30 protein-coding genes are annotated in these 21,461 nt (G+C 38.6%); 16 read left to right on the top strand and 14 right to left on the bottom strand.

What is annotated here, in order from left to right; translation table 11 throughout:
* A complete protein-coding gene (locus tag BUF13_RS05610) occupies nt 1-468 on the top strand; it encodes a hypothetical protein (RefSeq protein WP_073570727.1) in 468 nt (155 codons plus the stop codon).
* 76 nt (nt 469-544) lie between these two features.
* Complete coding sequence (locus tag BUF13_RS05605) at nt 545-1,387, top strand: transglutaminase-like domain-containing protein (RefSeq protein ID WP_073570726.1); 843 nt, start codon at nt 545-547, stop codon at nt 1,385-1,387.
* Here the strand turns inward: BUF13_RS05605 and BUF13_RS05600 are convergent.
* Together BUF13_RS05600 and BUF13_RS05595 are read right to left on the bottom strand one after the other, a co-directional pair.
* Nucleotides 1,384-1,953 carry a redoxin domain-containing protein gene (locus tag BUF13_RS05600; protein WP_073570725.1) on the bottom strand — a complete coding sequence of 190 codons (570 nt, stop codon included), beginning with the start codon at nt 1,951-1,953 and terminating at the stop codon, nt 1,384-1,386. The genes BUF13_RS05605 and BUF13_RS05600 overlap by 4 nt on opposite strands.
* 1 nt (nt 1,954) lies before the next feature.
* Nucleotides 1,955-2,584, bottom strand: coding sequence for a 4'-phosphopantetheinyl transferase family protein (locus BUF13_RS05595; RefSeq protein ID WP_073570724.1), 630 nt, complete (start codon nt 2,582-2,584; stop codon nt 1,955-1,957).
* A gap of 35 nt (nt 2,585-2,619) precedes the next feature.
* Here BUF13_RS05595 and BUF13_RS05590 point away from each other — a divergent pair, with 35 nt between their 5' ends.
* Genes BUF13_RS05590 through BUF13_RS05575 form a run of 4 tightly spaced genes read left to right on the top strand, consistent with a single transcriptional unit; the run spans nt 2,620 to nt 5,344 of the window.
* Entirely contained in the window at nt 2,620-3,543 is a 924-nt protein-coding gene (locus BUF13_RS05590) for a WD40 repeat domain-containing protein (RefSeq protein ID WP_073570723.1), read from the top strand.
* Complete coding sequence (locus BUF13_RS05585; RefSeq protein ID WP_073570722.1) at nt 3,540-4,517, top strand: DivIVA domain-containing protein; 978 nt, start codon at nt 3,540-3,542, stop codon at nt 4,515-4,517. Before BUF13_RS05590 ends, BUF13_RS05585 begins: the two co-directional genes overlap by 4 nt.
* Nucleotides 4,517-4,882, top strand: a complete 366-nt coding sequence (folB, locus tag BUF13_RS05580) for a dihydroneopterin aldolase (protein WP_073570721.1) — start codon at nt 4,517-4,519, stop codon at nt 4,880-4,882. The genes BUF13_RS05585 and folB overlap by 1 nt, the downstream gene beginning before the upstream one ends.
* Nucleotides 4,883-4,885: 3 nt before the next feature.
* The gene (locus tag BUF13_RS05575; RefSeq protein WP_073570720.1) at nt 4,886-5,344 is read left to right on the top strand and encodes a DUF4268 domain-containing protein; all 459 of its coding nucleotides are present in this window, start codon (nt 4,886-4,888) and stop codon (nt 5,342-5,344) included.
* On the opposite strand, the gene BUF13_RS05570 is transcribed toward BUF13_RS05575, so the two are convergent.
* Entirely contained in the window at nt 5,341-5,838 is a 498-nt protein-coding gene (locus BUF13_RS05570; protein ID WP_073570719.1) for a DUF6265 family protein, read from the bottom strand. The two genes, BUF13_RS05575 and BUF13_RS05570, sit on opposite strands and share 4 nt — an antisense overlap.
* A 32-nt stretch (nt 5,839-5,870) precedes the next feature.
* Nucleotides 5,871-6,185 (bottom strand): HesB/IscA family protein, encoded by a 315-nt coding sequence (locus BUF13_RS05565; RefSeq protein WP_073570718.1) that lies wholly within the window; start codon nt 6,183-6,185, stop codon nt 5,871-5,873.
* Nucleotides 6,186-6,295: 110 nt separating this feature from the next.
* Between BUF13_RS05565 and BUF13_RS05560 the strand changes: the two genes are divergently transcribed.
* From BUF13_RS05560 to BUF13_RS05530, 7 genes are all read left to right on the top strand, one after another.
* Nucleotides 6,296-6,817, top strand: coding sequence for a DUF7935 family protein (locus tag BUF13_RS05560; RefSeq protein ID WP_073570717.1), 522 nt, complete (start codon nt 6,296-6,298; stop codon nt 6,815-6,817).
* Nucleotides 6,818-6,821: 4 nt separating this feature from the next.
* Nucleotides 6,822-7,235 carry a YkvA family protein gene (locus BUF13_RS05555; protein ID WP_073570716.1) on the top strand — a complete coding sequence of 138 codons (414 nt, stop codon included), beginning with the start codon at nt 6,822-6,824 and terminating at the stop codon, nt 7,233-7,235.
* 32 nt (nt 7,236-7,267) lie between these two features.
* Nucleotides 7,268-7,891 carry a thioredoxin family protein gene (locus BUF13_RS05550; RefSeq protein WP_073570715.1) on the top strand — a complete coding sequence of 208 codons (624 nt, stop codon included), beginning with the start codon at nt 7,268-7,270 and terminating at the stop codon, nt 7,889-7,891.
* The gene (locus BUF13_RS05545) at nt 7,888-8,607 is read left to right on the top strand and encodes a Rossmann-fold NAD(P)-binding domain-containing protein (protein ID WP_073570714.1); all 720 of its coding nucleotides are present in this window, start codon (nt 7,888-7,890) and stop codon (nt 8,605-8,607) included. The genes BUF13_RS05550 and BUF13_RS05545 overlap by 4 nt, the downstream gene beginning before the upstream one ends.
* A complete protein-coding gene (dtd, locus tag BUF13_RS05540; RefSeq protein WP_073570713.1) occupies nt 8,604-9,056 on the top strand; it encodes a D-aminoacyl-tRNA deacylase in 453 nt (150 codons plus the stop codon). Before BUF13_RS05545 ends, dtd begins: the two co-directional genes overlap by 4 nt.
* A gap of 38 nt (nt 9,057-9,094) precedes the next feature.
* Nucleotides 9,095-10,570, top strand: a complete 1,476-nt coding sequence (locus BUF13_RS05535; RefSeq protein ID WP_073570712.1) for an ATP-binding cassette domain-containing protein — start codon at nt 9,095-9,097, stop codon at nt 10,568-10,570.
* Nucleotides 10,571-10,750: 180 nt separating this feature from the next.
* Complete coding sequence (locus tag BUF13_RS05530) at nt 10,751-12,019, top strand: aminotransferase class V-fold PLP-dependent enzyme (RefSeq protein WP_073570711.1); 1,269 nt, start codon at nt 10,751-10,753, stop codon at nt 12,017-12,019.
* Here the strand turns inward: BUF13_RS05530 and BUF13_RS05525 are convergent.
* From BUF13_RS05525 to BUF13_RS05515, 3 genes are read right to left on the bottom strand one after another with little or no spacing between them, the layout of a single operon-like run.
* Nucleotides 12,000-12,374, bottom strand: a complete 375-nt coding sequence (locus tag BUF13_RS05525; protein WP_073570710.1) for an iron chaperone — start codon at nt 12,372-12,374, stop codon at nt 12,000-12,002. The genes BUF13_RS05530 and BUF13_RS05525 overlap by 20 nt on opposite strands.
* Nucleotides 12,375-12,387: 13 nt before the next feature.
* Nucleotides 12,388-12,870, bottom strand: coding sequence for a hypothetical protein (locus tag BUF13_RS05520; protein ID WP_073570709.1), 483 nt, complete (start codon nt 12,868-12,870; stop codon nt 12,388-12,390).
* Between the two features lie 13 nt (nt 12,871-12,883).
* Nucleotides 12,884-13,510 carry a MarC family protein gene (locus BUF13_RS05515; RefSeq protein ID WP_073570708.1) on the bottom strand — a complete coding sequence of 209 codons (627 nt, stop codon included), beginning with the start codon at nt 13,508-13,510 and terminating at the stop codon, nt 12,884-12,886.
* A 121-nt stretch (nt 13,511-13,631) separates the two neighbouring features.
* Here BUF13_RS05515 and BUF13_RS05510 point away from each other — a divergent pair, with 121 nt between their 5' ends.
* Entirely contained in the window at nt 13,632-13,970 is a 339-nt protein-coding gene (locus BUF13_RS05510; protein ID WP_170865138.1) for a nucleotide pyrophosphohydrolase, read from the top strand.
* Between the two features lie 30 nt (nt 13,971-14,000).
* Here the strand turns inward: BUF13_RS05510 and BUF13_RS05505 are convergent, their stop codons facing one another.
* The 7 genes from BUF13_RS05505 to BUF13_RS05475 form a co-directional block, all read right to left on the bottom strand.
* Nucleotides 14,001-14,237: an HP1242/YdcH family protein gene (locus BUF13_RS05505; RefSeq protein WP_073570707.1), complete on the bottom strand. Its 237-nt coding sequence runs from the start codon at nt 14,235-14,237 to the stop codon at nt 14,001-14,003.
* Nucleotides 14,238-14,318: 81 nt separating this feature from the next.
* The gene (locus BUF13_RS05500; protein ID WP_073570706.1) at nt 14,319-15,878 is read right to left on the bottom strand and encodes a M81 family metallopeptidase; all 1,560 of its coding nucleotides are present in this window, start codon (nt 15,876-15,878) and stop codon (nt 14,319-14,321) included.
* An 82-nt stretch (nt 15,879-15,960) separates the two neighbouring features.
* Entirely contained in the window at nt 15,961-16,467 is a 507-nt protein-coding gene (locus BUF13_RS05495; protein WP_073570705.1) for a hypothetical protein, read from the bottom strand.
* A gap of 10 nt (nt 16,468-16,477) precedes the next feature.
* Nucleotides 16,478-17,377 (bottom strand): hypothetical protein, encoded by a 900-nt coding sequence (locus BUF13_RS05490; protein ID WP_073570704.1) that lies wholly within the window; start codon nt 17,375-17,377, stop codon nt 16,478-16,480.
* Nucleotides 17,378-17,432: 55 nt separating this feature from the next.
* Nucleotides 17,433-18,140 carry a 2-phosphosulfolactate phosphatase gene (locus BUF13_RS05485; protein ID WP_073570703.1) on the bottom strand — a complete coding sequence of 236 codons (708 nt, stop codon included), beginning with the start codon at nt 18,138-18,140 and terminating at the stop codon, nt 17,433-17,435.
* Nucleotides 18,137-19,231, bottom strand: a complete 1,095-nt coding sequence (gcvT, locus tag BUF13_RS05480; RefSeq protein WP_073570702.1) for a glycine cleavage system aminomethyltransferase GcvT — start codon at nt 19,229-19,231, stop codon at nt 18,137-18,139. Before gcvT ends, BUF13_RS05485 begins: the two co-directional genes overlap by 4 nt.
* A 130-nt stretch (nt 19,232-19,361) precedes the next feature.
* The gene (locus BUF13_RS05475) at nt 19,362-19,688 is read right to left on the bottom strand and encodes a HesB/IscA family protein (protein ID WP_073570701.1); all 327 of its coding nucleotides are present in this window, start codon (nt 19,686-19,688) and stop codon (nt 19,362-19,364) included.
* Between the two features lie 236 nt (nt 19,689-19,924).
* Between BUF13_RS05475 and mce the strand changes: the two genes are divergently transcribed.
* Complete coding sequence (mce, locus tag BUF13_RS05470; RefSeq protein ID WP_073570700.1) at nt 19,925-20,338, top strand: methylmalonyl-CoA epimerase; 414 nt, start codon at nt 19,925-19,927, stop codon at nt 20,336-20,338.
* Nucleotides 20,339-20,404: 66 nt separating this feature from the next.
* On the top strand, nt 20,405-21,433 hold the full coding sequence (gene thiL, locus BUF13_RS05465; RefSeq protein ID WP_073570699.1) for a thiamine-phosphate kinase: 1,029 nt from the start codon (nt 20,405-20,407) through the stop codon (nt 21,431-21,433).
* Nucleotides 21,434-21,461 lie beyond the last annotated feature (28 nt).

Raw genomic sequence — 21,461 nt, 5'->3', positions numbered from 1 at the left:
ATGGATGATCTAGTGAAAGCTTTCAGATTGTTGATGATTGGATTGGCAAGCATAGCAGGTCTCTTATTGATTTTGGTGGTAGGGTTGTTTTTTTGGAACCAAAATCCGGAAATTTTCAGTTGGGAATCCGAACCCATTGAACTTTCAGAACCTGAGATGTTAGAATCTGAATCAGAAATATCTGACGATGGGATTCATGTTGAATCTGGCCTTGTAGCCGATGATGGTTACCAATTGATCATTGCAAATTGCACCAAATGTCATTCTGCTAATCTGGTGACTCAAAACCGTGGAAACCGTGATTATTGGAAGAGTTTGATTATCTGGATGCAGACCACGCAAGGACTTTGGGAGTTAGGGGATAGTGAAGAAAAAATTCTTGACTATTTGTCTAAAAACTATGCTCCTATCCAAGAAGGTAGAAGAGCCAATCTTAGCGGTGTCCAGTGGTATGAATTGGAAGATTGATTTTCCAGATTCTTGAAAAGTGGATTGGAAGATAAATCCATTGAATTTGGGTATATTGAATAAAGAATGATTTTGAATGGCTGAGTTAACAGAATGTGAATTAAATGCGCTGGTTTCTCTTTTGGATGATACAGATGAAGAAGTGAGGAATCATGTTCGTGATCGGATCAGCTCATTAGGTACAGAAATAATCCCTTTTTTGGAGGAAAAGTGGGAGCATAGTTTTAATCCCGAGATTCAGAAAGAAATAGAGATTCTTGTTCATGACCTTCAATTTTCCCTCCTAAAAACTAGATTGGAAAATTGGAAAAATTCAGAAGATCAGGATCTTTTAACCGGACTTTGGATTATCAATACCTATCAATATCCAGACTTGGATTTTGAAAAAATCAATGCAGAAATGCATCAAATCTACTTTGAGGTTTGGACGGCTTTCAACAATGATCTGGCACCTTACGATCAAATACGGATTGTCAATAATGTGCTTTTTAATTCGCTTCGGTTTTCTGCCAATACCAAGAACTTTCATTCTCCTGCCAATAGCATGCTTTCAACAGTTTTGGATACCAAAAAAGGAAATCCAATCTCTCTCTGCGTTATTTATATGTTGGTGGCCAAAAAATTAGGATTGCCAATCTACGGAGTCAACCTTCCCAATTTATTTGTGTTGACCTATAAATCGGAGGAGAGCACTTTTTATATTAATGCTTTTAATAAGGGGTTGGTTTTCAGTAGGAAAGATGTGAGTAATTATCTCAATCATTTAAAGATTGAACCCAAAGAGGAATACTTTGAGCCAACGACACATCTTCAAATGGTATTGAGATCTCTTAGAAATCTAGCTAACTCTTTTGATAAACTAGGGGAAGCTGAGAAGGTGGACGAGATTAAAGAGTTAATAGCAATCTTAAGTGATTAGAAGCTTTTGACATTACATCCTGTCGCTCTTATTTGAGCTGGGCTAGGTTTTTCACCTCGAAGGACTTGATTGATTGCTCTTTCCAAACTTCTTTCAGAAACTGAATTTGCTGCCTGAGGATTGTTGTCAATGGCGCCTTTGTAAGCGATTTCCAATCCGTTTTCACCTGGAATAAGAATGATAATTTCTGGAATTTTGGTAATTCCCAATTGCTTGACAAGAAGTAGGTCCTCGTCAATTAAATAGCTCGCATTGACTTCAGAATCATCTACAAATTTTCTCAATTCAGCTTCCTGGTCGGCAGTTGCCTCTGGATTGACCAATGCAAAGGTGATTCCTTTGTTTGAGTAATTGTTTTTTAAATCAATGATCCGGTCTTGGTACATGTTTGCAAATGGGCATTTTAGGCTATGAAAAACCAAAACCAGGGCTTTGTCACGAATTAAAGATTCTACCTGAACACTTTTTCCGGTTACCGCATCAACTCTTTCTATAGATTGGAAAGTTTGTGCCTTTGAAAAGGAAATAGAAGCAATGAATAGAAATAAAGCGAGTAGGTTTTTCATTTTACCAAATTGTGTAGGTGAGCACCACGTCTCCGAGTAGCTGGCTCTCGACTTGGTAATGATGATCTGCAAATTCTGTTCCTCGAATTTTCCCTCGAATTATTTTATCCTCTACACAAAATGGTTCCAAAAGAATATTGTCTCTAAATGATACTCCTCGTTTTCCCTGACATTTAAAAATTGATTCTTTCGCAGACCAAGCCATAGTATAATGAATAGGATCTTTGGAAAGGAAATCAAGCTCCGATGGATCCAAAAATCTAAAACCGATTCTTAGGATTTTTTCTCTGATTAAATCCATATCCATTCCCACTGGGTTTTCTCGATGATAAATAGCTCCAGCGTATCCCATCGTATGGCTCAAAGAAACATAACCATTGCCATTCATAGAGTGAGATTTGCCATGTTCATCCTTGAAAAAACCAGGATAAGGAATGGAAAGTGAATCTAAAGTGTCTTTAATGGCCAACCTTGCGGTGATCCATTCCTGCTTTTTCTCTGGATGTGAAATATTTGCCAAAGAGAGTTTTTCCCTAAAGCTCAAGAAATCAAGATCCTGCTGGGTTTGGTCTCTAATTATCTTGATGGCTAAAGCCGATGAAGAGTCAATTTTTTCTATTTTTGTTTGCATGGGCCAAAAGTGCATCCTTAAGCAAATGGCAATATATGGTAAAAATCCAAGTAAATAAATCCCATACACTCACAGGTCACAATGATTGCATTTATGCATTGGCCGAAGGTTCTGACCCAAGATTCTTTTACACTGGTGCAGGTGATGGTATGGTTGTGGAGTGGGACCTTGATGCTCCCAAAGACGGTAAATTAATCGCGAAATTGCCTCATTCGGTCTATGCTCTGGCTTTGGACAGTCTTCGTAATCTATTGATCATCGGTCATAATTTTGAAGGTGTTCATGTCATCGATTTGCATGACAATAAAGAGATTTGGTCTTTGAAAGTGACCGATCAGGCCATATTTGATATCAAAGTTTGGGGAGATCAATTATTCGTAGGGACTGGAGATGGAGTGCTGATTGTTATCGATATTCCAACCCAATCCATCAAGAAACATGTGAAATTATCTTCCAAAAGTATTCGGGTGATGGATATTGCTTTGGAGAAAATGCACCTAGCGATTGGGCTATCTGATCATTCGATCAAAATTTTGGATTTGAACAATGATTTTCAGCCGATAGCCAATTTGGTTGGGCATAGTAATTCAGTCTTTGGATTAGCTTATTCACCTGATGAAAGTGTTCTTTCGAGTGGATCCAGAGATGCCCACCTGAAATTCTGGAATACCGAAAATTATGAACTGGAAGAAGATGTGGTGGCGCATATGTATGCCATCAATTATTTATCTTTCAAAGAGGATGGCAAATACCTCGTTTCCTGCTCCATGGACAAATCCATTAAGATTTGGGATGTGGAAAGTAAAAAATTGCTGAAAGTCATAGACAAAGCAAGGAATGCCGGGCATGGTACCAGCATCAACAAAGTTGTTTGGAGTAGTTATTCCCAAGAGGTGATATCTGTTTCAGACGACCGAACTATTTCAATTTGGAAAATAACCGAACCTCAACATACATGAAATTAACACCTGCAGCTATTCGTTCCCAGTCATTTGAAACCGCTTTTCGTGGTTATGAAAAAAAAGATGTAACCGCTTTTCTGGATGAGGTAAGCCAGGTTGTGGAGGCATTGAATCAGGAAAACCTTGAATTGAAAAGCAAACTTCAGCAGGTAGGAGATGAAGCCAAAAGGCTGAAAGATGTGGAGGATTCCTTGTTTAGAACTTTAAAAACTGCTGAGGATACGGGTGCGAGTATCATTGAAGAAGCTAATGAGGCAGCGGATCAGATTATCTCTGAGGCAAATCAGACTGCTGAAAATGCAACTGCTCATGCTGAAAAATTGATGGCTGAGGCCAAGCAAAAAGCTGAATCTGAAGCGGCTATTATCATTGGTGCAGCTGAGGCAAAAGCTAAAGACACTATCGTTGAGTTGAGAGAAAGCATGCAAGGATTGGTAAGATCCTATGAAAGCCTTGTGGAGCAAAGGGAGGCTTTGGTGAAAAGTTTGAGAAGAATATCTCAGGATACATTGAATCAAATAGATCTTTCAGATGCACATTTTGCCAGAATCGATGCAAAATCTCATCAAAGAGCTATTGAAGAATTGAGTAGATCTCAAAAATTCACCTTTGCAAATTTAGCTGCATTGGCTGAAGAGGTCGGAGAGGTTTCAGCTCATCAAATGCAAGAAGAATTTGCTCCAGAGCCAGCGGCTGAAGATCCTATGGCAGAGATGGAAGTGATTGAAGAAGATATCGAGCTTGAAGTTCATGATTCAACTCCTGATATTCAGGAAGAGGTGGATGAGGAAGTTCAAGAAGAAATAATTGCAGAAGAACCTCCTGTCCAAGAGAATCAAGAAGAGGTAGTTGCCGAAGAAGAGAAGATCAAACCTGAGGTTCCTGAAACGCCTGCAGCTTCTCATCCTGAGTCTTCTAAAGAAAAAGACCCGAAGAAGCAATCAGGATCCTTTTTTGACCAGTTTGACTAATGGGCAAAGTAGCACTTGAAGGAATTGAGTTTCATGCTTACCATGGAGCCTATCCAGAAGAAAGCATTTTAGGAAACAGGTTTACCCTGGATTTGGAATTGGAAACTAATTTCAAAGATGCCATGATTCATGATGATTTGAATGCGACTGTTGATTACTCTCGATTGTATCAAATCATCAAAGCTCGAATGGACGTCAAAGTCAAACTGTTGGAGCATTTGGGGCATATGATCGTTTCTGACATCTTGGAAGTCTATCCAGATACTAAACAAATTAGATTAACTCTAAAAAAACACGGGCCGGCCTTAGGTGGTTTGGTGAAATATTCTGCTGTGCAGATTCAGTATCCCGAAGATTATCAATAATACATGTATTCAAGAGCTGAGACCTCAAGGATTCGCAAGGAATTTTGGATCAAGTTTGGCCAATTTATGAAGCCTGTCCCGAATGCGGAAGGAAGAAGAATCAATTGGCCCAATTATAAAACTGGGATAAAGGATATTTATTTCCGGATGAAAGCTGAAAGAGATTTTGTTTCAGTAGGGATTGAAATAGCACATGGAGATGCCGAATATCAAGAACTGATTTTTGATCATTTTACCCAGCTTAGGAAGATTTTGGAGTCTTGTACCCAGGAAGAATGGGATTGGGTTCTACATCATGAAAATGAAGTTGGACAAATTGTCTCCAAGATTGAAAAAGTGAAGAAAGGTCTCAATGTGATGGAAGAAAAGGACTGGGCTTCTATAATTTCATTTTTGAAACCAAGAATTATTGCCCTAGATGAATTTTGGGACTTGGTTAAACCTGGATTTGAGGATCTTTAAAAATCCTTTTTGGTGTAGGCGAATTTTTCGATTTGGGTTTGTCCGCCATCAGCTAAATTGACATAGACATTCATGGTATCTCCAATTCTTTCCATGGTCAATCCATCCAGATATAAGATGTTTTCGCCTATCTCCACTAGTCTGAATTCAACCCATTCATCTTTATCTTCCCAGGCCGAAAGATCTCCGCTAAAGTGTTTGAGCTTAAGAGTTAGGCTTTCTCCATCCTGAATCAAATGGAAGAACTCAGAAAAGAGTAATTTCCCTTCGTTCCAAAACCGGAAGGTGCCCATCATCTGTCCGTCTTTAGCAGGCAACCAAACTTCTTCGCATTCCCCTCCTAATCCCGGACCTTCCCAATATCCGGGGATCCAATCAAGATCTTCAATTTTTCCAGTTCCAGGTTTTTCGTCAGACTTTAAGGTTTTGACTTCCTGAGAAAATAGGGACGCTCCATTCAGGATGAAAAGTGAAAGAAGGAACAATTTCTTCATGGCTTGGGAATTTACCCTAAGCTAAGAAAAAATCACTGATCATGTCTTTTGGGAAGGTCAGGATTGATGAAGGTAAATCCTCTTGCCTCATCTCCTTCGAAAAAATCGATTTGCATACCCATCAGAAACATGAAATGTCTTTTTTCAATCAAAACAGGGATTCCTGCTATTTCAAAAAGCTGATCATCTTCTTTTGGTTTGTCAAATCCCAAAGCATAAGACATTCCACCGCAGCCACCACCTTTGACGCCCACTCTAAGATGATATTCTTGAGGAATATTTTTATGAGCGATGATGTTTTTGATCTCAGCTTCAGCTTTTTCTGTAATAGTAATTGGTACTAACATGCAATTCGAATGAAATTGGCAGGGAATTGGTTCGTTTTGAAACCAAATTTACATCATCTTCCGTTTCGAGGGATGGATAAATTTAAGATATTCGGCTTTATTTAAATTTTATGGACTACGTAGTTGACTTATTGAAAATCTTGCTTCCAGCCGCAGCTGTACTGTATGGCATGTATCTGGTGGTAGTTTCTTTTATTTCCAAAGAGCGTGAAAAAATGCTCGTGGAACTTAAGACCCAAAATTCCAAAACAATTTTGCCTGTTAGACTTCAGGCAGGAGAGAGGCTTTGTCTTTTGCTGGAAAGAATTACCCCTAATAATTTGGTGAGAAGATCCAATGCAGGTGGAATGAGTGCGAATGAACTTCACGGGGTTCTTCTTCACGAAGTTAGAGAAGAGTTCAATCACAATTTTTCTCAGCAAGTTTATTTCTCAGATGAAACCTGGGAGGCAGTAAAACGTGCAGTAGAAGAAGTAACTACAATTATAAATCTCAGTAGGCAGACTTTGGGAGAAGAGGCTTCTGGTTTGGAATTGGCTAAAGCTATTTTCACTCAGTCCTTGGAAAGAAAAAACGATGCAATAGCATTTGCCTTAAAAAAGGTCAAGTCTGAGATTCAAATTTATTTCTAAGAATATGGGAAAAGAGAAATCCAAAAGTGCCAAAATTCTAGATCGAGCCAAAGAGTTCTATGGTGAAAAAGTAGAGGCTATTTCCAGACAGGAAAGTAAAGTGAAGGAACTTCTTTCCGGCGTGGTGAACAAGCTTTCAAGTCTGAAAACAAATTCTAGAATTCAAAAGCTCATAGAACCCCTAACCATTTTCATAAGGATGGTCAAAGCCCATTTTTCTGGAAAACATAAGATGGCTAATACAACCTTGGGCTTGATTCTATTGGCTCTGTTTTATTTTCTTTCACCAATCGATTTCATTCCGGACTTCTTAGGTTTTTTTGGTTTTGCTGATGATTTGTCTGTGATTTTGGCGGTTTATGCCAAAGTGAAAGATGAAATTGACGATTTTTTAGATTGGGAACGAACTCAATTGTAGGTTAGACTGTTGTTGCCCAAAGTTTCAGAGTAATGACAGAAAATCTAAACCAAACTATCACCCCCCAGATCATTGCCATTTCCCAGACTTATACTGAATATCGAGAAATGGTGCAAACGTTTGTCCAAGAAGGAAAAACGACAGGACCATTTCAAACTGAGGCATATCTGGAATATACAAAAATGGCCAACCAGCGAATGAATCGCTGGGATAAAACCGCTCAAGTTTCAGAAGAAATGAAGGAGTTGGTAGAAAGCCTACCTTCGCAAACCTGGCTAGTAATCACCGAAGCTTGGTGTGGAGATGCAGGACAAAGCCTTCCCTATATCAATAAATTAGCAGAGCTAAATCCAGGAATTCAATTACGAATTATCCTTCGAGATGAGAATCTTGAAGTAATGGATCGATACTTGACAAATGGTGCAAGATCTATCCCGAAATTGATCTCTTTAAGTCCTGATTTGGAGTCGGAATATTTCGTTTGGGGACCAAAACCACAGTTCCTGATCGATAAATTCAAGGCTTTCAAAGCAGATCCTCAAGGTCAAACTTCCAAAGAATACAATGAAAGCGTTCAGCTTTGGTATGCTCGTGATAAAAACCAATCTTTAGAGAAAGAATTGAAAGATAAAATCACCGAAGCATTCCTAGGATGAAAATAGCCCTGATTTCAGGCACTTCAGGATTGGTGGGGATGCAACTTCTCCACCAATTACTTCAGGCCGATAGATATGAGTACGTATTGAGTGTCGGTCGACGAAAGCTTGCTTTGAAACACCCAAAATTAATTCAACTTTCAGGAGATATGACTCAATTAGAGTTTTGGAATTATTCCGAACTCATCAATGAGCAGTCGCTAGGTGGAGAATATCATAGCTTGGTAGAAAACCTGGAAAATGGGAATGCTACCATTCATGCTTTTTCAAGCTTGGGGACAACCATCAAGCAAGCAGGTTCCGAAGAGAAGTTTTTTGCAGTGGATCATGACTTGGTTCTCTATTTTGCCAAATCAGTCAAAAAAATGGGAGCAACAGGATTTTTCTATGTTTCCTCTATGGGAGCAAACCCAAGTTCCAATGTCTTTTATTCCAAAGTAAAAGGTCAAACAGAAGAGGATTTAAAATCCTTGGATTTTGATCATTTGGGGATTTTTAGACCTTCCTTATTACTTGGAAATCGTCACGAGTTCCGTTTTGGAGAAAAGGTTGCCACTATTGTGATGAAGCCTTTGGTCTGGTTGAAATTGTTTAAGAATATTCGTCCTATTTATGATTATCAGGTGGCGAAAGCGATGGTTTCTGTAGCTTTGGATGAAAACCGAAACGGTATTAAAATAATCTCCTCTGGAGAAATGCAAGATTTAAGTAAATGATAGTAGTAATACAAAGAGCTTCTGAAGCCTCCGTAAAAATCGAAGGTGAAATCAAAGCTTCAATCGGTAATGGATTGATGATTTTATTGGGAATTGAGGAAGCAGATGGGCAAGAAGATATCGATTGGCTGACCCGCAAAATCATCAATTTGAGAATTTTTCCAGACGAGGCCGGAGTGATGAATAAAAGCCTTTTGGATGCTGATGGTGAAATTTTGTTGATTTCTCAGTTTACACTTCATGCCAGTACCAAAAAGGGAAATCGTCCTTCCTATATCAAAGCAGCAAGGCCAGAAACGGCAATTCCTCTGTACGAACAAATGATCTCAAGTCTTGAAAAAGAATTGGGAAAAAGCATTGGAACTGGTGAGTTTGGAGCAGATATGAAAGTCTCCTTGGTTAATGATGGCCCGGTAACCATAGTAATTGATTCGAAGAATAAGGTATAGGACATTTGTGCTCCTAATTTTCCTTTTATTTTTGTCGAATGCCTCAAAACCTTTTACTAATCCAGAATTCAAAAGTATTGTTCAAAGGAAATCATGCTTTTGAAAATCTTAATTTTTCACTGAATCAAAATGAGAATTGGGCAATTATTGCTGAGTCAGGTTGGTTGCAAACTGCTTTTTTAGAGACGATACGAGGCAATACCGTCATTCCAGAAGGTCATGTAGAAAGGCCTTTCGCATCTACATATATTCAAGAGAAAAGTGCTCAAAAAGAGATGCATAGCTTTCGTGATTTGATCGCCTATGTGTCTCAGAAATACGAGTTTAGAAATAAATTCAACCAGCAGAATTTTTACTTTCAGCAGCGCTTCAATTCCTCAGAATCTGGAGAGACTTTAACTGTTGAAGAATTCCTTCAAGCAGTTGAGTCAAAGGTTTCTGGACCTTGGACAGTGGAGGGAGTCATGGAGTTGTTGGATCTCGAAAGGTTGAAAGATGAATCTCTTTTGAAACTTTCCAATGGAGAGACTCGACGTTTAGCCATTGCTTCGGGACTTTTAAGACAGCCGAAATTGTTTTTGATGGATCATCCTACCACTGGGTTGGATTTGGCTAGCAGAACAAACTTTGGGAAAGTTTTAAAGGAGATCATTTCTCAGGGAGTCCATGTGATTTTAACTTGTGCGGCAGGTGAGGTACCTGAAGGCATTACCGATGTGGCTTTGTTGGATTCTAAAGGAGTGGACAAAACATTCTCCGCTTCTTCTTTTTCAGATCAAGAGGAGATCATTGCCAGAAAAGAATGGAATTGGGATTTGTTGAAAAGCCTTTTGTCGCGGGAAAAACTGCCGGAAGCTTCGCCGGTGCGGCTGGAAAATGTGACGATTACCTATGATCAAAAGCCAATCTTGAATCAAGTGAATTGGGAGGTGAGAGCTGGAGAAAAATGGCAGCTTAAAGGGCCAAATGGCTCTGGGAAATCGACATTGATTTCCTTATTGATAGGAGAAAATCCTCAAGCCTATTCTCAAAATTTCTGGCTTTTTGGAAGGAAAAGAGGGACAGGAGAAAGTATCTGGGATGTGAAGCGACCAACAGGTTTTGTAGCACCAGAGTTGGCTCGTTTTTTTCCTGCAAATCAAACTGTCAGAAAGGTGATTTTATCAGGCTTGTTTGACACCATGGGATTATTCAAAAAGATCAATGCAGAACAAGATGAGTTAGCTGATAAATGGATTGAATTGTTCGAATTGGAAAGGGAAGCAAATCAATTACTGTCTAGAGTATCCATGGAAAAGCAACGTTGGGCACTTTTGGCTAGGGCAATGATTAAAAAGCCTCAATTATTGATTTTGGATGAAGCTTCTCAAGGAATGGATGAGATGCAGCGGACTCTATTTAAAGATACAGTTCAGAAAATCTGTGAAAATTCGGCGATTTCGCTGATTTATGTGAGTCATTACGATGAAGATGTCCCAGATGAGGTTAACCAGAAGTTCTCTTTGGTTAATTGATGATTTGGGGATTTTAAGAAAAAAGACAATGGAATCTTTATAAAATTTTATTTGTCAATTGAATGAATTTGATATTCATCATAGATTTTTTAAATTTTTTCCATTTTATGTCTAAAATTATTCTCAATGCCTTAATTTTCGTATTCCGAAATCAGTTAGGAATTTGAATTTTGTTAATGCATGACTTCTAGAAGGTCTTTTATTCAAAAGTTAGGACTTGGGGCTTTATCACCATCACTTATTAAACTTGCCAATGATTCTGAATCATTGAATTTTTCGAAAGATTCTTTAGCAGATAAATCTTGGGATGAAATCCGCAAATTGTTCCCCTTAACTCATAATAGAGTTTATATGAATAATGGAACTTTTGGGCCTTGTCCTCAGGTAGTAATCGATGCTGTAAGTGAGGGGCTTCAAAAAACTTGCGCAAGTGGTGAATACGGAAACTATGATGCAGTAAGGCCTAAAATTGCTGAGTTTTTAGGGATTGACGAGAAAGAGCTTTGCCTCACTCATAATACCACAGAAGGAATCAATATTATGACTTGGGGGATTGACTTGAAGCAAGGAGATGAGGTGATTTTATGTTCCCATGATCATTCAGGGAATGCGTTTCCATGGTTGAATAGAGAGAAGCTTGATGGGATAAAATTAGTGGTTTTTGATCCTAAACTAACTGCAAAAGAGAATTTAAAACTGATCAAAAGCTTAGTCAGCAAAAAGACCAAAGTGATCGCTATTCCTCATATAACCTGCACAACGGGGTTAGTTTTTCCCATTAAAGAAATAGCAGAATTTGCAAAAAGTAAGGGGATTATTACCGCCATAGACGGAGCCCATGGAGCAGGTACATTTGACTTGGATTTACATGATTTAGGTTGTGATATGTATGCTGGATGCTTTCATAAATGGATGTTGGGGCCTGCTGGGACAGGTTTTCTCTATGTCAGAGAAAATATGATTGATAAAGTCCAGGCAATTCAAATCGGAGCGCATTCTAGCGATGGATGGACTTTAGAACCAAATTACCAACATTTGGAACCCTTAGTGAATTCAGCTCATCGCTACGATTATGGTACTCAGAGTACTCCACAACGATTGGGGATGGGAGCAGCAGTGGATTTTCATTTGGCGATAGGAAAGGAGAGGGTAGAAAAAAGAGTCAGAGAATTGTCTTCCTACTTATGGAAAGGATTGGATTCATTCAAGGAAGTTGAAGTTTTGACACCTAAAGAAGAAGAGTCTAGAATCTCTGTAGTGACTTTTAAGGTGAATGGTATAGATTATCTAGAGCTTCAAAGAAAACTCGGCACTGCTGGATTTAGAACGCGAGGGATATATGAGGCAGGTTTGGATGCAGTTCGTGTTTCTACCCATATTTATAATTCCAAAAAGGAGATAGATAAGTTCGTCTCTGAGGTCAAAAAGATTATTTCTTCGATTTCTTAGCCTTTCGATCCTCCGCTTCAGCTTGACGAAAAATAGCTATATCACGAATCAGTTTTTCCGGCAAAGGGATGTCATAAGGGATTTGAATAGCCCCTTTGCTAGTAACAAAACCCTTTAATTCTTCCTTGAATTCACTTACTCCTGAATTGGTTGGGTAAAATCCCAGGTGGTTTTTCATAGCAGCATAGTAAACCAGAACTTCAGAAGTCTTAAATGCCGGCATATGATAGCTGATCACCTCTTTGGCATCAGGTAGAGTTTTTTTTAGGATACTTCTGATTTCCTGAAGTTTGGATTGGATTTCAGGTGAAAACCAGCTGAAATATTCTTCGATTGAGGATGGTTTTGGGTTCATGTGTTTAAGTTATTTATTCTTCAAGTAAACTTTCTAGAATCTTTATTTTCTTTAGAGTTCTATCGTATTGCCAATCCATTCCACCACCAGCTATCTTAAACTGAGAAGTTGGTGTGCAACTATTAACTTCTATCTGGTCATTATTTAAATTTCCAAAAATCAGCCACTCTTCTCCTGTATCAATTCCTTGGTCGCAGGAGGTGAAGTATCCAAACTTCCTTTTTCCCTGAATGATTTTAAGACTTGTAACAGAGGAACCTTTGAATACTTGGATCTCCTGGATCTCGGCTGTAAAAAACCAAGGCCTTAGCTGTGAAATTCCACCGGTAGTATCCATAGGAGAGGTGTTGTTTATTTTTACCAAAGCGACATAATCAAAATTCTCAACCTCTTTGATAGTAAATTCTCCATGGGGTGCACATACACACCCAAAGCCCTTTAAAGAGATAAAAAGTAAACAGAGAATTAGAGTTGTTTTGAAAAATGGAGGTTTCATTTTAGACCAGAATTTAACTTTTGGGGCTAATATCAAAAGCAAGCTTGATCCCATCAATAATCATGGAGGTGCCAATAATCGCAATGATCAATCCCATGATTTTACCGACTACAGTGATGACATTATTCCCCAGTTTTTGAATGACCCGATCACTGATGCGAAAAGCCCAATTGGTCAAAATACACATCAATCCAAAAATCAACACCACTATTCCGATATGAATATAGGAGCCTGTGGCAAAGTTCATGGCAGTTACGATAGTTCCAGGTCCTGCCAAAATTGGGATCGCTAAGGGAGAGATTGCGATGTCTTCATCGATTACGGGTTTTTCAATTGTTTTCACTTTGGATCTTTTGGATTGCAGCATTTCAAAGCCTACATAAAAGATCAGGATTCCACCTGTGATTTTGAATGCAGGAATAGTGATTCCAAAGAGTTCAAAAATGAATTTTCCCAAAATCACAAAAACAGTGACAATCAAGAATGCTACCCAAGTAGCCTTGCGGCTGATTTCTCTTTTAGTCTGTTTATCTGCATCCTCTACCAAAGAAGAAAAGATTGGAATATTCGCGATCGGGTTCATAATGGCAAAAAAGCCAGTAAAAACAGAGAGAGCAAATGGTAGTAAGTCTGGTGTCAAATGGTTGGAATTAGAATAAAAACTTGTTTATCCGCAATCAATTTTAATATGTTTACAAAAGGATTTTTAGAAACTAAAATTAATGCATTTCTAAAATGCTAAAAAGCTAACAAAAGCTCAAATGAAAAATGAAATCACTATATCTGAAGCTCAAGAATTGGTAGATCATTGGATCAAGACTGTCGGTGTTCGCTATTTCAATGAGTTGACCAATATGACCATTTTGATGGAGGAAGTGGGGGAGCTGGCCAGGCTAATGGCAAGAACTTATGGAGAACAGTCCTTCAAAGAATCTGATAAAGGCAAGGACTTAGGGGATGAAATGGCCGATATCCTTTGGGTATTGATATGTTTGGCTAATCAGACAGGAGTGGATTTGACAGAAGCTCTAAGAAAAAATATGGATAAGAAAAATATCAGGGATGCTACCCGACATAAAGACAATGAAAAGCTTAAATAAAAAATGCCCGGTATAAGCCGGGCATTTTGATTAATTATCCTGAAGAAACTGGTAAATCTCGTCCTTCAAATGAAGTCTTTTGATCCGAAGCTGATTTGCTGCCTCATCAGAAGCCGGCTCTGTATCGGATTCTACTCTATAAATTTCATGATCTACTTCATCGTAGGTTTCGAAAAGTTTTTTGAAGTGCTCATTTGAAACTTTTAGATCATTGATTTTGCTTTCAAATTCTGGGAATTCTTCCTGTAGTGGATGTTTTTTTAACATGGTCTATTTGCGTTTATCAATTACCAAGATTACCCAGAATATTGGCGAATAAAAATGACAAATGTCACTTTTGAGTATAAATTAGTTCAGTTCATCCGCTGCTTTCATCCATCTGACAGTCAAGTCCGGATCAGCCATGTCTTTATCCAATGGGAACATCGGTCTTTTGATTCTTTGGTAGCCAAGACGCTCCAAATCCTGGTCCACTCCACCTGGAGTCAAAGCCATGATCCAATCACCTCTCATGTTGTAAAGTTCAGGTACAAGGTAGCCGATTTTCACAACCAAGATATCTGAATTTCTAGGATCCAAATTGAGTTCGGTAAAGTCTGATTCATTGTGGTATGGCTTTCTTTTCTCAGTTACAATCACTTTGATAGATCCTACCTGTACGACTACCTCTGTTTTTGCATCATGATCTCCTTCTTTGATTGCCAAGACTTTTCCTTTGAGCAAAATAGGCCCTGCGTATCTATTGTCAACAGCCGCACCTACATACCCTTCAACCTCAGCTCCTAGGCCTGCCTCTTTTGCTTTTGCGACCAATTCTGGTCCTGGAATGGAAGCATAAATTAATTCTGGTCCTTTTTCAGACTTGAATTCTGGTCTTTTTAGGAGTTCAGTCAAAGTCCAAGTAACATCACCTGCACCTCCTGCTGTAGGATTATCTCCCATATCAGAAATCACAAATGGCTTTTTCTCACTTTTTAGAGCCATTTCCAAGCTTTCATCCAGATAGGCAACAGGTGCTACGAATTCGAATTCATTTCTCACATCCCAAAAGCTCTGTGCCAAATATTCAGCACTTTCTTTTACCTGTGCTTCATCATCTCCAGTAACCATCACTACAGCATGATTTCTTGGTTCATCCGCCCATGCATATCCGATCCAGATTGCAGCATCGATCACCCCTTCTTTTTTGGTTTGAGGATCAACTTTTGAGTACAAGGTTTTTCCTGGGTCGATTCGAGTAGAGGTCTTTTCTCCTGGAAGTAAAATAGGAACTGGAATCCATGCTTTGAAGGCTGGTTTTCCTTTTCCAGATTCCAATCTGTCCAACATGTTTTCTACTGCTCTTTGCTTGGATTCCAAAGCATCCTCATGAGGTGCCATTCTGTAGCAGGTGATCAAATCAGAGTTTTCTGCAAGTCTTTCAGAAACGTTTCCGTGTAAATCCATAGAAGTTGAGATCAAAGTTTCAGGACCAACTACCTCGCGAACTTTGACTATAAAATCACCTTCAGGATCATCCAAATCTTCTACGCTCATAGCTCCATGGATATCGAAAAATAAGCCATCATAGGGAAGGTTTTCTTTCAACATTTCCAAGGTCACATTGACCAAAGAGTCATAAGCTTCACGAGTTACCATTCCGCCTGGGATAGCATGGCCTCTCAAGGTTGGGAACCATTGAGCTCTTGCTCTATCTTCAGAACTATCAGAGAGGAATCTGTAATAATTGAAAATATCATCTCCAACCCGAGCCTTGAAAGACTCTGCAGTGGATCTGGCAGGAGAGAAAGTACTTGATTCTATGGCCAATCCGGCAATAGCAATACGTGGAAGTGGTTTTTCTTCGCTCTCTTTAGTACATGCTGTGAAAAGCAAAAGAAGAGAGAAAATGGATAAATAATATTTCATCAGCTGGTGGTTTTAAAGAATGTAAAATACCAGCTTCTTTTAAGAATTCAATTAAGTTTTGGTTGGTAGGAAAAAAATTAGTCTAAGATGAAAACTCGTGCTTGAAATTGGGAGTTTCATAATCACTTTTAGGTTTAATAATTACCGTTCTTGGGAAACTCATCAGGTCTATTCCAAATAAATAGTAATTAACAGACCCTAATATCTCGATTCGACCTTCTTTCTCCTGGATTCCTTCTTGTTTCCAAACCCGTCCCAAAACAAAACCTGACAAATAAGAATTTGAAAGATAGGGATTGATTTCATTGTCTTCTTTTCCCCGAACAATAGAAATATTTAAGTCATTGATAGAGGAAACAGGAACGATAATCTGATCAACAGAATATTCTAAGCCAATGGGACTGTCCTTTCCTTGATCCGGTTTGTTTTGCTTAATTAGTGAAAAGGTCCCAATCAAAATTGCAGGGATGGCAATGAACCTCCATTTCTTTTGTAGTTGGGAAATACCGAGTCGTATCACCAATAAGAAAAAGAAGACAAAAAGAATAATTATCGCTAAGTCAAAGATACTCCAGAGTAAATCTAACATTATCAGCCTTTTAGGTGTGCTGGATAATATAGCAAACTATTTTGGTATTTGGGTTCATAAAAATGAAAAGGTCCCCATCAGATCCAAAATTCATTTTTTCATAATAGGATTTATCAATCGAGTCCGAATTAAAATCTAAATCAGATTCAAATACAGGTACATTTATTTGATATGAAAATTGACAAATAAATTTCATCATTTCTCCTGTTTTTGGACAGGTCGGAATGGCAGGGTATTGAATCCACTTCGGAATTCCTATAATCCCATTTTCCCACTCTAATTCTCGATGTTCATTAAGTTTTTCCGTAGATATATATGTTTTTTCAAATATTACTTGGCTGCTTGAATTCACATATTTATCATCATTGTCTGAATTTAAATACTCGGATTCATTGACGACTCTTGGGTTGTTTTTATCAGAATAATCTAAAAATAGTTGGTCAAAATAACCATATAATGGAATGGTAAGATTTAGATCAAATGGTAGCCACTTGAAACCATGAGTTTTGTTTGATAATTTTCCTAAATATTGAAACGATGGCTTTTTTGAGAATTTTGGAAGATTAAATTCCTTTTCTTCAGTACCACCAAGAAAACTTTCTGATTTTGATTGAGAAAGTTTAATTGCAAAAATATCATTAGGTAAAACTTCTTCTTTTAGTTGGAATGATTTTTCTTCATCGGATAACTCTAATGGATCTCTTTCCCCATACATCCATTGATGCTTTTCGATTAATAAACCATCCTTAAAAACTAATTCTAGTCCATCATTATCTTCTTTTGCAAATAATTTTTCTACAGCTTGGGTTCTTAAAAAATTATAAGATTGTGAATCTCCATTGAATACTACTTCTGAGCCAATTAAAAAATGCTTGGTTACTTTTTTGGAAAAAGGATTGCTGAATTTCATAAAATCGAATGTTGAAAATATGAACTAAAAAGTAAATAAATTTTAAAAAATACAACTAGATTTTTTTCAAAATCTGACCCTTAAAGACTTTTCCAACGATATTAAATAAATCTAAAGTCAAGCAGATGTCAATATCATGTTCAATTCCATGATTCTGCAGTCTTTTGGCATGTGAAGCCTGAGAAAGGAATTGTTTCATCTGATGGCCTTCCTTTTCAAAAAGTGACTTCATGGCCATCGCTCCATCATCCTCAGAAAGATGAGTGGATTCCAGAGATTTGACCAAAGCCCCAGCATATAGGGAGTCTTCTAGATTGAATTTTCCTTTCCAACCTGCACAATGAATCAAAACATCTTTGTCCTGTTGTTGGATATATTGGATGGTAGCGGAAAGGTTCGGAAATGCGCCAATCAGGATTTCGTCTGCTTCCTGGGATTTAGAAATTGCCAAGGTGCCGTTGGTGGTAGTCATGGCCAATTTGTTTCCAGAATAATCTTTTTTCAAAAATGCCACAGGAGAATTTCCTAAATCAAATCCTTCTATGGTTTTGCCGTTTCTTTCACCGGCAACCAGATATCCTTGGCTCTGCATTTCACGGCAGGATTCTTTGTCAGCAAACGTTCTGATCTCTTCAATTCCATTGGAAAGGGCGGTAACCATCGTGGTTGTCGCACGGAAAATATCCACGACAACCACAATTTTACCTTGTAATTCATGTAAGTGAATCAGCTCTGGGCTGAAGCAAACTTCAATCTGTCTCATCCTTTGTAAAGAGGAAGTTTTTCTACCTGTGCTTTCAGGTTTTTGTTTCTGATTTGGATAAAAATTTCAGTTCCGGCCTTTGCGAATTCAGTTTTCACATAGCCCAAACCAATACCAACTTCCATAGAAGGAGATTGAGTTCCAGAGGTAACCTCTCCGATTACATTTCCTTCAGCATCTACGATAGGGTAGTGCCCTCTTGGAATACCTCTTTCCTGCATCACAAAACCCACTAATTTTCTTTGAACCCCAGCTTCTTTTTGAGCTTTCAAAGCTTCGGAATTGGTGAAATCCTTGGTGAATTTGGTGATCCATCCCAAACCCGCTTCGATAGGGGAAGTTTCATCCGTGATATCATTACCATAGAGGCAATATCCCATTTCTAGACGAAGAGTATCTCTTGCTCCTAATCCGATTGGTTGGATTCCGAAGTCTTTTCCAGCTTCAAAAATTGCCTTCCAAACCTTCTCTGCATCTTCGTTTTTCACATAGATTTCAAATCCTCCAGCTCCTGTATAACCGGTTCCAGAAATGATTACATCCTGAACTCCCGCAAATTCTCCTACTGTGAAATGGTAAAATTTAACCTCTGAAAGATTAACTGGAGTCAAAGATTGAACTGCTTCAATTGCCTTAGGTCCTTGAACTGCAAAAAGAGAAATCTCATCAGAAATATTGGTCAATTTTGCTCCCATGGTGTTGAACTTGTTTACCCAAGCCCAATCTTTATCAATATTGGAGGCATTCACCACCAACATGTATTTTTCGTCTTCAAATTTGTAAACGATCAAGTCGTCAACAATTCCTCCAGTCTCATTTGGGAAACAAGAGTATTGCGCTTGGCCATTGACCAATTTGGATGCATCATTGGAAGTAACCTTTTGAATCAGATTTAAGGCTTCTGGACCTTCTACCATGAATTCTCCCATATGGGACACATCAAACACACCAACTCCCTGTCTTACACAATGGTGCTCTTCTTTATCCGAGCTATATCTTACAGGCATATTGTATCCAGCAAAAGGGACCATTTTGCCACCTAATGCAGTATGAAGATCATTGAGTTGAATTTTTTTGATTTGTTCTTCCATAATTTGGGTTCGGTTTTAATGGGGGCAAAGGTAAGGAATGAGCGCTAAAATGGGGTAGGAAATAGGCAAAAAGAAAGGCCACCCGAATGGGTAGCCTAATGATTAGTTTGATGTTTGGATTTTTTTCAGTTTAAACTGAAAAGCTTTCTCCACAACCGCATGTTCTGCTCGCGTTTGGATTGATGAACTGGAAGCCTTTTCCGTTCAATCCATCAGTAAACTCCAAAGTAGTTCCGGCCAGGTATAGCAAGCTTTTTCTATCGACAATGATTTTCACTCCCTTGTCCTCGAAAACATGATCGGTTTCGACAGTATTTGCATCAAAACCCAAATCATACATTAATCCTGAACACCCACCACCTTTGACAGAAACTCGGATGTTTTCGTTATCGGCACGACCTTCTTCTTGCTTGAGTTCCAAAATTCGCTCTTTGGCCTTATCAGAAACGATGATCATATTTTATATCTTTTTATATATCTTCAATTGTATTCGAAAGCAGAACAGAGAGGCTTCCGAAATGATTCATTTGCAAATATACAAATTCTAAATAGCAGCAATTGTACAATTGTCCATTTTCCCTTTGATTGAGGGTAGGAAGCCCGATGACCGATGTTGGAAGTAGCCAAATTCGGATCTTTTTGGCTGAATTTAATAATGTAGACTTTTGTTTATAAAATTAAATAAAGAAAAAAATGAGGAAAATCGAGCATATAGGAATTGCCGTTCAGGATTTAGAGGAGTCGAATGCCTTATTTGCCAAGTTGTTGGGCAAAAAGCATTTCAAGACTGAAAAAGTGGAAGGTGAAGCGGTTGAAACCTCATTTTTTCAGGTAGGAGAAACAAAAGTTGAATTGCTTCAAGCAACGAATCCTAACAGTGCCATTGCCAAATATTTGGAAAAAAAGAAACCTGGGGTCCATCATATTGCCTTTGATGTTGAAAATATTGAGGCTGAAGTGGAACGCTTAAAAGGGGAAGGTTTTGAAATATTGAATGAAACTCCAAAACAGGGCGCGGACAATAAATTAGTCGTATTTTTGCATCCCAGAACCACAAATGGTGTTTTGGTGGAACTCTGTCAGGAAATTTCAGTGAACAGTAAGTAGTAAACAGTAAGTAGTTTAAGTTTTTGAGTACTTGGTACTTTGGACTTGGTACATTGTGCAATAAATATGTCAGAAAAAAGAACAGAAATAGGTGATTTGGGTGAGTTCGGTTTGATCGATCACCTAAGCGAAAAAATTGAAATCAAAAACAACTCTTCCCTCACAGGGATCGGTGATGACGCAGCTGTCATTGAGGGTGGAGATCATGTGAAGGTGGTAACCACAGATTTATTGCTGGAAGGAGTTCATTTTGACCTTTCTTATGCGCCTTTGCCTCATGTGGGTTTTAAAGCTGTGGCTGTAAACGTTTCAGATGTGGCTGCGATGAATGCAATTCCCAAGCAGATTACGGTTTCGATCGCACTTTCCAATCGCTTCTCAGTTGAGGCAGTTGATGCCCTATATTCTGGGATTCGAGCAGCTTGCGAGCATTATGGAGTGGATTTGATCGGCGGAGATACTACCGCCTCAAGAAGTGGATTGGTTATTTCTGTGACTGCCATTGGTGAAGCTAAAAAAGAAGAAATCAGCTATAGAAATGGTGCAAAGGTGAATGATATTCTTTGTGCTACTGGTGATTTGGGAGCAGCTTTGGTAGGACTTCAGATTCTGGAAAGAGAAAAGCAGGTTTTTCTTGCCAATCCTGATATGAGACCTGATCTGGAAAAATATACCATCGTAACAGGAAGACAATTGAGACCTGATGCAAGAATGGATATTATTCATGAATTGAAGGAGGCTGGAGTCGTTCCGACTTCCATGATGGATATTTCCGATGGTCTGGCTTCTGAGATATTTCATATCTGTAAGGCCTCTAATGTGGGTGCTACCATTTATGAGGATAAACTTCCTATTGACAAGCAGACTTTTGATACGGCCGTAGAATTGAATTTGGATCCGATCACATGTGTATTGAATGGGGGAGAGGATTATGAATTGCTATTTACCATCGATCAAAAGGATTTCTCCAAGCTGGAGAAACATCCAGATATTCACTTTATCGGTCATATGACCAAACCTGAAGAAGGGAAATTCCTGGTGACTAAAAGTGGAACAGCCGTACCTCTTAAAGCTCAAGGGTGGAAACATTTCTAATCCGATACATGTAAAAAAGAAAGGCTTG

Origin of the sequence: Algoriphagus zhangzhouensis (assembly GCF_900148515.1) — a bacterium.
In the GTDB taxonomy this organism is placed as follows: domain Bacteria; phylum Bacteroidota; class Bacteroidia; order Cytophagales; family Cyclobacteriaceae; genus Algoriphagus; species Algoriphagus zhangzhouensis.
Note: the sequence above shows the minus strand (reverse complement) of the source record. Positions and strands in the feature narration are given on the sequence as shown.

Coding starts and splice junctions, on each gene's coding strand:
- BUF13_RS05610 (WP_073570727.1), top strand. CDS start 1: ATGGATGATCTAGTGAAAGCTTTCAGATTGTTGATGATTGGATTGGCA.
- BUF13_RS05605 (WP_073570726.1), top strand. CDS start 545: ATGGCTGAGTTAACAGAATGTGAATTAAATGCGCTGGTTTCTCTTTTG.
- BUF13_RS05600 (WP_073570725.1), bottom strand. CDS start 1,953: ATGAAAAACCTACTCGCTTTATTTCTATTCATTGCTTCTATTTCCTTT.
- BUF13_RS05595 (WP_073570724.1), bottom strand. CDS start 2,584: ATGCAAACAAAAATAGAAAAAATTGACTCTTCATCGGCTTTAGCCATC.
- BUF13_RS05590 (WP_073570723.1), top strand. CDS start 2,620: ATGGTAAAAATCCAAGTAAATAAATCCCATACACTCACAGGTCACAAT.
- BUF13_RS05585 (WP_073570722.1), top strand. CDS start 3,540: ATGAAATTAACACCTGCAGCTATTCGTTCCCAGTCATTTGAAACCGCT.
- folB (WP_073570721.1), top strand. CDS start 4,517: ATGGGCAAAGTAGCACTTGAAGGAATTGAGTTTCATGCTTACCATGGA.
- BUF13_RS05575 (WP_073570720.1), top strand. CDS start 4,886: ATGTATTCAAGAGCTGAGACCTCAAGGATTCGCAAGGAATTTTGGATC.
- BUF13_RS05570 (WP_073570719.1), bottom strand. CDS start 5,838: ATGAAGAAATTGTTCCTTCTTTCACTTTTCATCCTGAATGGAGCGTCC.
- BUF13_RS05565 (WP_073570718.1), bottom strand. CDS start 6,185: ATGTTAGTACCAATTACTATTACAGAAAAAGCTGAAGCTGAGATCAAA.
- BUF13_RS05560 (WP_073570717.1), top strand. CDS start 6,296: ATGGACTACGTAGTTGACTTATTGAAAATCTTGCTTCCAGCCGCAGCT.
- BUF13_RS05555 (WP_073570716.1), top strand. CDS start 6,822: ATGGGAAAAGAGAAATCCAAAAGTGCCAAAATTCTAGATCGAGCCAAA.
- BUF13_RS05550 (WP_073570715.1), top strand. CDS start 7,268: ATGACAGAAAATCTAAACCAAACTATCACCCCCCAGATCATTGCCATT.
- BUF13_RS05545 (WP_073570714.1), top strand. CDS start 7,888: ATGAAAATAGCCCTGATTTCAGGCACTTCAGGATTGGTGGGGATGCAA.
- dtd (WP_073570713.1), top strand. CDS start 8,604: ATGATAGTAGTAATACAAAGAGCTTCTGAAGCCTCCGTAAAAATCGAA.
- BUF13_RS05535 (WP_073570712.1), top strand. CDS start 9,095: ATGCCTCAAAACCTTTTACTAATCCAGAATTCAAAAGTATTGTTCAAA.
- BUF13_RS05530 (WP_073570711.1), top strand. CDS start 10,751: ATGACTTCTAGAAGGTCTTTTATTCAAAAGTTAGGACTTGGGGCTTTA.
- BUF13_RS05525 (WP_073570710.1), bottom strand. CDS start 12,374: ATGAACCCAAAACCATCCTCAATCGAAGAATATTTCAGCTGGTTTTCA.
- BUF13_RS05520 (WP_073570709.1), bottom strand. CDS start 12,870: ATGAAACCTCCATTTTTCAAAACAACTCTAATTCTCTGTTTACTTTTT.
- BUF13_RS05510 (WP_170865138.1), top strand. CDS start 13,632: ATGAAAAATGAAATCACTATATCTGAAGCTCAAGAATTGGTAGATCAT.
- BUF13_RS05505 (WP_073570707.1), bottom strand. CDS start 14,237: ATGTTAAAAAAACATCCACTACAGGAAGAATTCCCAGAATTTGAAAGC.
- BUF13_RS05500 (WP_073570706.1), bottom strand. CDS start 15,878: ATGAAATATTATTTATCCATTTTCTCTCTTCTTTTGCTTTTCACAGCA.
- BUF13_RS05495 (WP_073570705.1), bottom strand. CDS start 16,467: ATGTTAGATTTACTCTGGAGTATCTTTGACTTAGCGATAATTATTCTT.
- BUF13_RS05490 (WP_073570704.1), bottom strand. CDS start 17,377: ATGAAATTCAGCAATCCTTTTTCCAAAAAAGTAACCAAGCATTTTTTA.
- BUF13_RS05485 (WP_073570703.1), bottom strand. CDS start 18,140: ATGAGACAGATTGAAGTTTGCTTCAGCCCAGAGCTGATTCACTTACAT.
- gcvT (WP_073570702.1), bottom strand. CDS start 19,231: ATGGAAGAACAAATCAAAAAAATTCAACTCAATGATCTTCATACTGCA.
- BUF13_RS05475 (WP_073570701.1), bottom strand. CDS start 19,688: ATGATCATCGTTTCTGATAAGGCCAAAGAGCGAATTTTGGAACTCAAG.
- mce (WP_073570700.1), top strand. CDS start 19,925: ATGAGGAAAATCGAGCATATAGGAATTGCCGTTCAGGATTTAGAGGAG.
- thiL (WP_073570699.1), top strand. CDS start 20,405: ATGTCAGAAAAAAGAACAGAAATAGGTGATTTGGGTGAGTTCGGTTTG.